Source organism: Streptomyces griseus subsp. griseus (assembly GCF_000720255.1).
Classification (GTDB): Bacteria; Actinomycetota; Actinomycetes; order Streptomycetales; family Streptomycetaceae; genus Streptomyces; species Streptomyces griseus_I.
On record NZ_JOJE01000083.1, the window covers coordinates 1 to 10,468 of the forward strand.

Below are 10,468 nucleotides of genomic sequence, written 5' to 3' on the forward strand. Positions count from 1 at the left end.
GCACAGCAGCCTCGGCTACCGCAGTCCCGCCGAATACGAGACCGCACTCGCAGCCTGACCACCACACCGATGGTGTCCGTCAAAGCGGAACAAGCTCACGCCGCCCACCAGGCCCTGAAACCCGCGACGGCGGTCGTACGGCTGGAGACCGCACGACCGCCGGGGTGTTCTCGACGGAGCATGGTGGCCGCGGTCCCGGGGCATCGCCGCGGAGCTCCCCGCTCTGGCCGAGTACCTCGAACCGGTCACACGTGTCGGCCTGGACGCCGGTGCCTGGGAAGCACTGCCGACGAGGCTGGTTATCGATGACCGAGTCGTGCACATCGACTCCTTCCCGGTCGGCGACGACACCGTCCTCATCACCCATGGCGAGCAGGATCTCTTCTCCCCGACAACGTTACGCAGGCCGATCAGATCCTCATCGACACCGGCACCGACCGGGCAGCGCCGGAGATGTGAGAGCGATCAGCCGCCGCGGTCCTCGGGCTGGTCCGGTGCGGGTGCCGGGATGGCCACGGTGAGGTGGATCCGACGACCGCCGTCCCGACGAGCGATCACCCCCCATGGCAGGCAAGCGAGGACGGGAGGCGAGCGGCGTTTTTACGGATGGCCGCGTACGTCGTCGCGCCCCTGGGAGCCCTGGTGTCGTCGGCGACTCTTCATGAGACGTTGCACTCCGAGTGAATCAATATCTGTGCCCGAGAGGTCAGAGTTTTACGGACCACGCAGTACGAGTTTTTGCCGCGACGAGGAGAGTGGAATTATCCAACGCACACGGAACGTTCCGGCGTGCTACTGTAGATCCCAGTTGCAGTTGTGGTTCCCAAAACTTCAAGTGCCCCCGTCACGCTTCTGCCGATCGGGAGCACTTTTGTATTTCCGGTCATTTCCGGGCGGGGCAATCATCGCGGCGACACGGCGTCCGCGCAGTGCGGACGCCGATGCACTGCCCCAAAGGAGATATGACATGGCTGCTGGTACCGTGAAGTGGTTCAACGCGGAAAAGGGCTTCGGCTTCATCGAGCAGGACGGTGGCGGTGCGGACGTGTTCGCCCACTACTCGAACATCGCCGCGCAGGGCTTTCGTGAGCTGCTCGAGGGCCAGAAGGTGACCTTCGACATCGCCCAGGGCCAGAAGGGCCCGACGGCCGAGAACATCGTTCCGGCCTGACGCTCACGCACCATCTGTAGCTGGGGCCCGCATCCTTCGGGGTGCGGGCCCCAGCTGCACGCGTATCCCGCAGCGGTTGTCACCCGCGGGACGCCCCGTAGGAATCCGCAGTACCACCACAGGGGTTCCTCCCTCAGGACGCAGGCGCATCATGAAGCGCTGCTCCGCAGTCGGCGCCCGGATCGCAAGATCCCCATCGCGTCACCAATTTCAGCACCTGCGCCCCCGGAGGTTTCGGCCGGCCAGATCTGCTTTCTTTTGCCACCGGTCCATACTTGTAATTCTCCGTGCCGTTCGTCGCAGCGGAAATTCCTTGATATGTGCCACATCGAGGAAGGTTCCGCATGAACCGCACGTACACGAACGACCGTCCCGCCCGCTCCCGTGACGGCCGTGCCGACGCCGGAAGGGGCGGCGGTTACGGCTCGCAGGCACTGCGTCGTACCGGCGGGCCCGTCCGCTCCGGCGGTTACGGCCGTCGGCCCGGCGCAGTGCAAGGTGAGTTCGCGCTGCCCAGGACGATCACCCCCGCGCTGCCCGCCGTTGATGGCTTCGCTGATCTGGACATGCCTGAGCAGCTGCTGGCCGAACTGGGCAGGCAGGGTGTGACCGCGCCGTTCCCGATTCAGGGAGCGACGCTGCCGAACTCCCTGGCTGGCCGTGACGTACTGGGCCGCGGCCGCACCGGTTCCGGCAAGACCCTCGCCTTCGGCCTCGCCCTGCTCGCCCGCACCGCCGGACAGCGTGCCGAGCCCCGCCAGCCGCTGGGGCTGATCCTCGTACCCACGCGTGAGCTGGCACAGCAGGTGACCGACGCGCTGACCCCGTACGCCCGCTCCGTGCGGCTGCGGCTGGCCACGGTGGTGGGCGGCATGTCCATCGGCCGACAGGCCGGCGCACTGCGCACCGGCAGCGAGATCGTCGTCGCGACACCGGGACGGCTCAAGGACCTCATCGACCGCGGCGACTGTCGGCTGAACCACGTGGACGTCACCGTGCTGGACGAGGCCGACCAGATGGCCGACATGGGCTTCATGCCCCAGGTCACCGCGCTGCTCGACCAGGTGCGCCCGGAGGGGCAGCGCATGCTGTTCTCCGCCACCCTGGACCGCAACGTCGACCTGTTGGTACGCCGCTACCTGACCGACCCCGTCGTGCACTCCGTCGACCCCTCGGCCGGCGCGGTCACGACGATGGAGCACCACGTCCTGCACGTCCACGGCGCCGACAAGCACGCCGCCACGACCGAAATCGCCGCCCGCGACGGCCGCGTGATCATGTTCCTGGACACCAAGCACGCCGTCGACCGACTGACCCAGGACCTGCTCAACAGCGGGGTGCGGGCCGCCGCGCTGCACGGCGGCAAGTCGCAGCCCCAGCGCACCCGCACGCTGGCGCAGTTCAAGACGGGGCACGTCACCGTGCTGGTGGCGACCAACGTCGCGGCGCGCGGAATCCACGTCGACAACCTTGACCTGGTCGTCAACGTCGATCCGCCGACCGACCACAAGGACTACCTCCACCGCGGCGGCCGTACCGCCCGCGCCGGCGAGTCCGGCAGCGTCGTCACCCTGGTCACGCCGAACCAGCGCCGTGGCATGGTCCGTCTGATGTCGGACGCCGGAATCCGGCCGCAGACCACCCAGGTCCGCTCGGGCGACGAGGCCCTGAGCCGGATCACCGGCGCCCAGGCCCCGTCCGGCATCCCGGTCGTCATCACCGCACCGGTGGTCGAACGCCCCAAGCGCAGCGCCACCTCCCGAGGTCGCCGCCGCCCCGCCTCGGCGACCAGGCGCACCCCCGGACGCCAGTCCGGCTTCGGCGCGGTGGCCTAGACCTTTAGTGATCAGGAAGCCGGCCCATCTCTGCAGGAGGCACGCTTTGACGCTGGTTCAGACAGAGTCCCGCCCGGCGGACGCCGACCCCGCGCACAGGACAGCGCTGGAGGCCATGGGCGCGGCCGGACCGCAGGTCTGTGACGACATGAGCGTCGAGGTGGCGCTGGCCGTCATGGCCGCCGCACGCACGGTCCGGCTGGTCGTCTGCGACCAGGACGGCCAGTGCACCGGCCTGGTCACCCATGCCGAACTCGCCGCCGTCCGCGACAGCTCCGACTACACGGACCGTGTCCGCCTGCGCGACATCCTCGGCGACCACGGTTCGTTCGCCTCACCCGTGACCACGATGGCCGAAGCCGAGCACGCGATGCGCACCCGTCGGCTGGGTGTCCTGCCGGTGGTCGACGAGCAAGGCAGCGCCCTGGGCATCCTCGCCCTCTCCCGCTGAAACACCTGGCCCCCGGTCGGACCGTTCTTCCCTTCTCTCTGTGAGGTCACATGCGCTGCGTCATCGCCCGCTTCCCCTTCGAGCTCACCAAGGGCGGAGTGCTGGAATCGATGAAGGGCATCAAGCCCGAACCGGTCGCCGGAGAATCGGTGATCATCGGCCGCCGCCACTACCCCGTCAAACAGGTCGGCCAGGTCATCACGCGCCAGGACCGTCGTGACTTCAGCGCCGCCGAAGTCCTGCGGGCCATGGCTCAGCTCGGTTTCACCTGCCGCGTCGTTCCCAAGGCAGCGCCCCTGGGCATTCTCAGCCCGATGCAGCACGCTTCCGCGATGCTCGGCACCCCCGTCACGGTCTGATCGGGTAAACAGACACGAGCCGACACCTGAGCAGCAGTGTGGGCCCGACCGGTACGCCGGTCGGGCCCACACCGCGTGCGGCGGGTTCCCGTCACCGTTGCCCTGCAGGTTCCGGGCGACATGGCAGTGCAGACGCGTGGGCGGCCCGTCCTCCTTCACGGGGGCGTCGAAGACGGCGGGCGAACTCGCCCAAGTGGGCGGAATCCCTCAGCACATCCGACACCCTCTGCCTCCACATCGCTTCGGCAGCCAGCCGACCGGTGATGGCAGCGCCACTGGTGGCCACGGCCAGGGAGATCTGGTTGCTCTGGCCGGACTCCAGACTCCACCAGGGCGGCAACGCCACCAGCAACTCGTCAGGCGCGGTATGAGACGGACCGTGTTCGCCGGCCATCCGGCTGCTTGAGCGGTGACGCTACTGGGCAAGTAAGGCGCTCACGCTCTTGCCGCCGGAGGCCCGGCGGGTGGGCGCCGTGGCGTGGGCGAGGCCGGTGACCATGGGCCAGCCGAAGCCCCGGTACCGCCGTTCAGGTCAGGGGTGCGCATGCGCGGCACATGCCGGCTGGGATCGTGAACGGCGACCTGACGGTGTCGGGGTGCGCAGTCGGTTCCAGTGTGCAGCGGCCCCCACCGTGGCGCAGGGCATTGGTGACGAGCTCGGAGACGACCAGGACCACAGTGTCCGCCGCGTCAGGAGCCACGGTCGGCTGCGGCGCCGGCAATCATCGTGATCATCAGGGTCACCCTGATCTCTGAATCGTCCATGCCTCCTGCCCTGGGTACCCGACCCCTGTGCCCCACCCTCCCCTTGCCAACCCCGCAGAGCCCCAGTGCTTGCCTGAAAGGGGCGGAGGACCACAGCCGACAAATGACGGCACCCGCTGCCGTGAGCCCGTGTCTCCGCAGCCCGCGAACTGCTCGAGTCAGGGGCCGTGCTGGTTCGCCATCAGCTGCTCGATCATCCCGGGATCGTCGACGGCGGCGCAGGGCCTTTTGCCACGCTCGTCAACGGCCGACCTGGGGGCGTCACGGCTGGAAACGTCCGTGCCGGTCGGTGGGTCCTCACTAGACGTAGTGTCGGCCGGTGCCGCCGACGGCAGCCGCGGCGCAGGCGGCGACGTCACGCCCAACCCGACATGCCACGCGCTGGTGGGTCACTGTGAGCGCCGGCCAGAGCCTCGCGGCTGCTTGAACCATCCATGGGGACCGGTCGAGGCAGACTGGTCGAGGCGGAGTACCTCACCTTCCAGCGCGCGGAAATCTGTACTCGCTGGAGTAGACATTGGCTGGCGATGTGGTTAAGGTTTCTGTCGTAGCCGAGATCAAGAGAGGCCCGGCAGAGATGAACTGCCGGGCAGTAGTGTGCAGTTGCAGTTGGCATGACGGTGCGGTGGTGGAGTTCCGAAGCCAGAGTGGTCGCAGGACGGCGACGGGACTGACGACCGGACCGGGTGGCCCGCAGTGATCAGGGGCCGCCATGAGCAGCACCGCAGTGTCAGTAAGTGAAGGTTCGCAGTACCCAGCAGTGAAGTCAGTGGCAGTACCTCGGTGAAGGCGCCGGCTGCGGGCGCGCGCATCGGGAGGTTCGGCAGTGGGGTTCTAAGCCAGGGCAGACGCAGGATGGGCGACGGGGCTGGCTGCCGAAGAGTGGCGCTGTTCGAGGCCACCAGCAGTTCGCAGTACCAGTAGTACGCAGTTCCCGTTAGTGAGTAGTTGATCAAGAGGGAAGAACGGAGGAGCCGAGCGCCATCAGGATCGCCCGGGTGGAAGTCTTGGACCCGGGTACCGCAGGACATCGATAGTGAGGTGGTCTCCGGTCAAGCAACCGCGATCCCCGCGCCCCCGACAGCATCTCGGTCGGGTCTGCGGAAACAGAGGGCCGGTGCAGCATCAGGGCCGGCAGATGGTGTAGCAGTTCCTTCGGGGCCCTGGCGGCAGTACGGCGCCAGGGCCCCTCCACGCGTTCCACAGAGAGGTGCAATGACAGCAGACGACATCTTCGGCCGTCTCGATGACGACGACTACCCCGCCTACACCATGGGCCGGGCCGCCGAGATGCTCGGCACCACGCAGAGCTTCCTCCGTGCCATCGGCGAAGCCCGCCTCATCACCCCACTGCGCTCCGCAGGCGGCCACCGCCGCTACTCCCGCTACCAGCTGCGCATCGCCGCCCGCGCCCGGGAACTCGTCGACCACGGCACCCCCATCGAGGCCGCCTGCCGCATCATCATCCTCGAAGACCAGCTCGAGGAAGCCCAGCGCCTCAACGCCCAATACCACCGCGCCACCGAATCAGCGAACCCGACCGCAGCAGCGTGAGATGAGCGTGCCCGTCCGCGTCGGCGGGTACCGCACGCATTGTCTGCCGTGCGGTGTGATCGTTTCCTGTGGTGACGCGGGGTGTGGGCGTGTAGCGTCTGCGTCAGCTGTCGTGGTTCGGAACTCCCCCTTGCCCACGCCTTCGGTGTGGGCGTTTTGCTGTGCTGTGCCGCAGGGACCAGGGCGATCACCTCTGCCTTCCACATGGAGTGGGAGGCGTTCATCGACTGGAAGGCATCAGACATGGCAACGGGAACTGTGAAGTGGTTCAACGCGGAGAAGGGCTTCGGTTTCATCGCCCAGGACGGCGGCGGCCCGGATGTCTTCGCGCACTACTCCGCGATCAACTCCACGGGATTTCGTGAGCTCCAGGAGGGCCAGGCCGTGACGTTCGACGTCACCCAGGGTCAAAAGGGTCCGCAGGCCGAGAACATCACCCCGGCCTGACCTCACAGACCCGCCCGAGGGATCACGCACACTGCGTCCGGTGAGCGCCGCCCGTGTGGGCTTTGCCGCCCACCGGGCGAAGCGCCTGCTCTCGTGCAGGGCGTGCACAGGATCAGGGGCCGCGCAGCCATCGCTGCGCGGCCCCTGATCTGTTGAGATGGGTGTGACCTCGGCCGAACTTCCTGACCTCAGTTGCTTCGAGCGTCGTCCGGTGCGGGCGCCGCATGCCCTGTGCCTCTGCGCGCGCAGTTCGGAGCAGTAGACGGTCAGGTGCCCGTCCAGGCGGCGAGGAAGGCTTGCCGTCCATCCGGATCGTCCCATCTGCGGTCCGCATGCAGAACGCGCCAGGCGGTGAGCTCGAGATCTCGGAGCCACAACTCGCCGATGACCTGTGTCTTCAGGTCGGGCAAATGGTCGGACTCGGCGAGGGCTTGACCGATCACCTCTCCGGCCGCCACGCGCTGGGGCGGAGTCATCTCATCGATGGCCGAGAGGATCTGCCTGGCCAGGGCTGTTCCCTCTCCTTCCAGAGAACGCAGCACCTGAGCCTTCATGTTGACGGGTAGCAGGTACGCGGTGCCCGACGACCTCCACAGGTCCGACCAGAAGCGTTCTCCTGCCTCGGTAGGGGCAGGCAGCGCGGCCAGCAGCCCGAGGAGATGGCCGGTGGCCGCGTAACCATCGGAGTGGGCGGCTGCGACGAGTGCGATGCCGGCGACGCCCTCCACATCGAGCCGGCCGGCCTCGAGATGCGGAGCCAGGTCCAGTTGGTGTTCCAACTGGTCTGCGAGGGCGGTGGATACGTGGGGGCGGACCTCAGGAAGCATCGGCGATCCTTGCGCGTAGGCGAGCGGAGATGCCCGTTCGGAAGCCCTGATCTTTCCCATGGCCGGCCGTTTTACTCGGCTTCGGCAGGTCCGATCGGCGGGAGGGTCAACGGGACTGGAGTTCACGCGGTGGAGAGTCGGCCGGACCCGGCGACGTGGCTCTGGGGTTCTGGACCGAACTCCCATGAATGCCTGCCGGAGTGAGGTCTTTTAGCATTACCGCATTGCTGCCAGTGACGCCCAGTCGCCCGAGGGAGAACGAGAAGCAGTGTCCCGTGATGCCGCTGAAGCCGAATACGGTCACGCCGCCTCAGCGCGTGGAGAGCGCCGTGAAGGCGGGCTACCCGACGGATCGCAAGGCGGACACGCAGGGGAGAAGGCTCACTCGGTCTCCGCCCTGGCGGAGTGGGCGGCCGACCTCGCCGAACCGATCAAGCCTAAATTGCGTGGCTGGCTCCATGCCGGAATGGTCCCCGCCGCACTGATCGCGGGCGTCGTACTCGTCTGCCTGGCCCGTACTCCGCAGGCAGTCCTGGCCTGCGCCGTGTACTCGGTCACCGCCCTGCTGCTGTTCGCAACGAGCGCCGTCTACCACCGTGGCACCTGGGGATCACTGGGCGAGGCTCTTCTACGACGACTCGACCACGCCAACATCTTCCTGATCATCGCCGGCACCTGCACCCCCCTGGCCGTGTTCCTCCTGCGGCCTGAACAGCGTTCCATGCTGCTGTGGATCGTATGGACTGGGGCATTGGCCGGCATCGTGTTCCGGGTCCTGTGGGTCGGAGCTCCGCGATGGCTGTACACCCCGTGTTACCTGGCCCTGGGGTGGGCGCCGGTGCGCTACCTGCCCGACTTCCTGCACACCGGCGGAGCAGCCGTAGTCGTCCTGATCGTTGTCGGCGGTCTTCTCTACAGCGCGGGCGCGGTCGTCTACGCCCTGCAGCGGCCCGACCCCTCACCCCGCTGGTTCGGCTACCACGAGGTCTTCCACGCCCTGACCGTGGCAGCCTTCACCGCGCACTACATCGCCATCTCCCTGGCCACCTACTGAGGGCGCGGCGACGAGTACTGCCTCGCTCGCCGCTGATACTTCCTCCAACTTCCCCCACCACTCCGAGGATTGGTGGCGAAGGGCCTGTTCCACCTGCTCGTCACCGGTGTGGTGGTCCTGACCGCTGTCTTCGTCCCTGTCAGGCCGCGCCTGGGCCGCCTCCGGAGGCGCCTGCCCCGGTGAACGCCGCCATCCTGGGCAAAGCACCCCTGGGGCGTCCGCCCAAGGGGCCGCAGCAGCGGGGACCGGAGAAGGCCCGAGTCATCGTCCGGGAACGCTCTGCCTCGTCCGCGACGGGGCGGACGCGTCGGTGAGGTCGGCACCGGTGTCGGCGGCCCGCCGGGAGTGGCCGACGCCCTGCCAGTCCAGGCACATGACCGTCGCATCGTCCTGCAGGTGACCGTGGTGGGCGTCGACGATCGCCGCGATGAGGGCGCGGGCGGCCTCGCGGGGGTGGAGCGCGCGCGTGCGCACGATCAGGTCGGACAGATCGAGGCTGCCTGCGCTGCGCTCCAGCATGCCGTCGGTCAGCATCACCAGCCGGTCGCCCGGCCGCAGGTCCAGCGACTGGACCCGGTAGCTGTGAGGGGCAGGAAAGCCGAATGGCATATCGATCTTCGGAACGATCTCCCGCACCTGTCCGTCCCGCATCCGCAGCGGCCAGGGATGCCCGGCGTTGATGAACTCGGTCGCGCCGTCGATCAGGCTGATCCGCAGAAGCTGACCGGTCACGTAACCCTGGCGGCCGTGCTCGCGCATGGCCTGGTCTGCCTGGCGAGCCTGTTCGGCCAGGCCGGCGCCGGCCCGTCGGGCCCGGCGCAGCGCGCCCACCAGGAGGGTGGCCAGCAGCGCGGCGTCGACGTCGTGACCCATGGCATCGGTGACGGAGAGCTGGACCGTGTCCCGGTCGATCACGTAGTCGAAGGTGTCACCCCCTACATGGTCGGCCGGCTCCAGCGCCCCGGCCACCGCGAACTGCGCAGCCTCACACGCCAGCGACGACGGCAGCAGCCGGTGCTGGATCTCCGCGGCCAGGCTCAGCGGGACGGTACGGCGGCCCCACTGGTACACGTCGGTGTAGGACCGGTTCGCGATGACGATGTAAGCCAGGGCGTGCGCGGTCTCGCCGATCTCCCGCATCACCTCCGCGTCCGGCGCCGCCGGCAGGAACATTTCGAGGAGCCCGATGGCGTCCCCGCGGTTGGTCACCGGGGCGACGACCCGCACCAGCGTGCCCTCGCCCTTGTCCTCCATGCTCGGGCGCTGGGTTCGGATCACGTCGTCGTACAGGGTGCCGCGCAGCGTGATGCGCCGGGCGGGCTCATCGGTGTCGACGCTGCCCGCCGCCCCCAGCCGTACGACCGAGCCGCCGGTGAAGTCGGTGATCAGGAACGACACCGAATTCGCCCCGAGATGATCCTTGAGCATGCGCGCGACCACGTCGAGCGACTCCACGGGCGCCGCGGTCTCCGCCGCCGCCAGAGTCCCCGCCAAGGTCATCGCCCTACCCCGGCCACGCCCGTTCTCCGGAGTACGACTGGTCGGCCCACCGTCTCCAGGCTCGCACACGGTCACCGATACTCCTTGCCGCTCGCTGGTACTCAGAGTATTGGTCCCGGCGGCGCGAGGGCCCGCGCCCAATGCCCGGTGCTGGGCAGATGGTATGGCATCCACGGTGCCCTTGGACGGTGTTCCACGCGGCCGAGCGCCCGCTCCTTATCGCTGGCTGCTTGCTTGTTCTGGTCGATGAGGTGGTGGTTCACGGCGTCGGCGAACGTGGTCGCCTCGGTCGTGCCCGGTGGTCTTGTCGCTGGTGTCGGCGTACAGGTGGGTGGCTGCTGACTCCCGTGCCCGGCCTCGATGCCGGCGAGACCGTGAACGGAACCGGAAACCGTGCCGCCGGGGCTCAGGCGTCGATGATGACGGGGATGATGAGGGGCTTGCGGCGGTGGGTGCGGAACGCCCAGTTCGCCACGGCGCGGGCGACGAGTTGTTCGAGTTGGCG

The 10,468-nt window shown here is 68.2% G+C and carries 9 protein-coding genes and 2 pseudogenes; 8 read left to right on the plus strand and 3 right to left on the minus strand.

The window, feature by feature from the left end:
- Positions 1–202: 202 nt before the first annotated feature.
- From IG99_RS52450 to IG99_RS42670, 5 genes and pseudogenes are all read left to right on the plus strand, one after another.
- Positions 203–313: pseudogene (locus IG99_RS52450) on the plus strand (DUF5994 family protein); the annotation flags it as partial.
- Between the two features lie 654 nt (positions 314–967).
- Positions 968–1,171 carry a cold-shock protein gene (locus tag IG99_RS42655; protein ID WP_023586116.1) on the plus strand — a complete coding sequence of 68 codons (204 nt, stop codon included), beginning with the start codon at positions 968–970 and terminating at the stop codon, positions 1,169–1,171.
- A 344-nt stretch (positions 1,172–1,515) separates the two neighbouring features.
- Positions 1,516–3,006, plus strand: coding sequence for a DEAD/DEAH box helicase (locus IG99_RS42660; protein ID WP_037684317.1), 1,491 nt, complete (start codon positions 1,516–1,518; stop codon positions 3,004–3,006).
- Between the two features lie 46 nt (positions 3,007–3,052).
- Positions 3,053–3,457 (plus strand): CBS domain-containing protein, encoded by a 405-nt coding sequence (locus tag IG99_RS42665; RefSeq protein WP_037684318.1) that lies wholly within the window; start codon positions 3,053–3,055, stop codon positions 3,455–3,457.
- A gap of 50 nt (positions 3,458–3,507) precedes the next feature.
- Positions 3,508–3,816, plus strand: coding sequence for an SCO5918 family protein (locus IG99_RS42670; RefSeq protein WP_037684319.1), 309 nt, complete (start codon positions 3,508–3,510; stop codon positions 3,814–3,816).
- A gap of 415 nt (positions 3,817–4,231) precedes the next feature.
- Here IG99_RS42670 and IG99_RS51240 read toward each other — a convergent pair.
- Positions 4,232–4,526, minus strand: a pseudogene (locus IG99_RS51240) (ATP-binding protein); the annotation flags it as partial.
- Positions 4,527–5,796: 1,270 nt separating this feature from the next.
- Here IG99_RS51240 and IG99_RS42675 point away from each other — a divergent pair.
- Positions 5,797–6,135 carry a MerR family transcriptional regulator gene (locus IG99_RS42675; RefSeq protein WP_037684322.1) on the plus strand — a complete coding sequence of 113 codons (339 nt, stop codon included), beginning with the start codon at positions 5,797–5,799 and terminating at the stop codon, positions 6,133–6,135.
- Positions 6,136–6,378: 243 nt separating this feature from the next.
- Positions 6,379–6,582 carry a cold-shock protein gene (locus IG99_RS42680; protein ID WP_030212004.1) on the plus strand — a complete coding sequence of 68 codons (204 nt, stop codon included), beginning with the start codon at positions 6,379–6,381 and terminating at the stop codon, positions 6,580–6,582.
- A gap of 266 nt (positions 6,583–6,848) precedes the next feature.
- Here the strand turns inward: IG99_RS42680 and IG99_RS42685 are convergent, their stop codons facing one another.
- Positions 6,849–7,469, minus strand: coding sequence for a hypothetical protein (locus tag IG99_RS42685; protein ID WP_234312168.1), 621 nt, complete (start codon positions 7,467–7,469; stop codon positions 6,849–6,851).
- 337 nt (positions 7,470–7,806) lie between these two features.
- Here IG99_RS42685 and trhA point away from each other — a divergent pair, with 337 nt between their 5' ends.
- Complete coding sequence (gene trhA / locus IG99_RS42690) at positions 7,807–8,463, plus strand: PAQR family membrane homeostasis protein TrhA (protein WP_234312169.1); 657 nt, start codon at positions 7,807–7,809, stop codon at positions 8,461–8,463.
- A 261-nt stretch (positions 8,464–8,724) separates the two neighbouring features.
- On the opposite strand, the gene IG99_RS42695 is transcribed toward trhA, so the two are convergent.
- Entirely contained in the window at positions 8,725–9,963 is a 1,239-nt protein-coding gene (locus IG99_RS42695) for a PP2C family protein-serine/threonine phosphatase (RefSeq protein ID WP_037684325.1), read from the minus strand.
- Between the last annotated feature and the right edge of the window lie 505 nt (positions 9,964–10,468).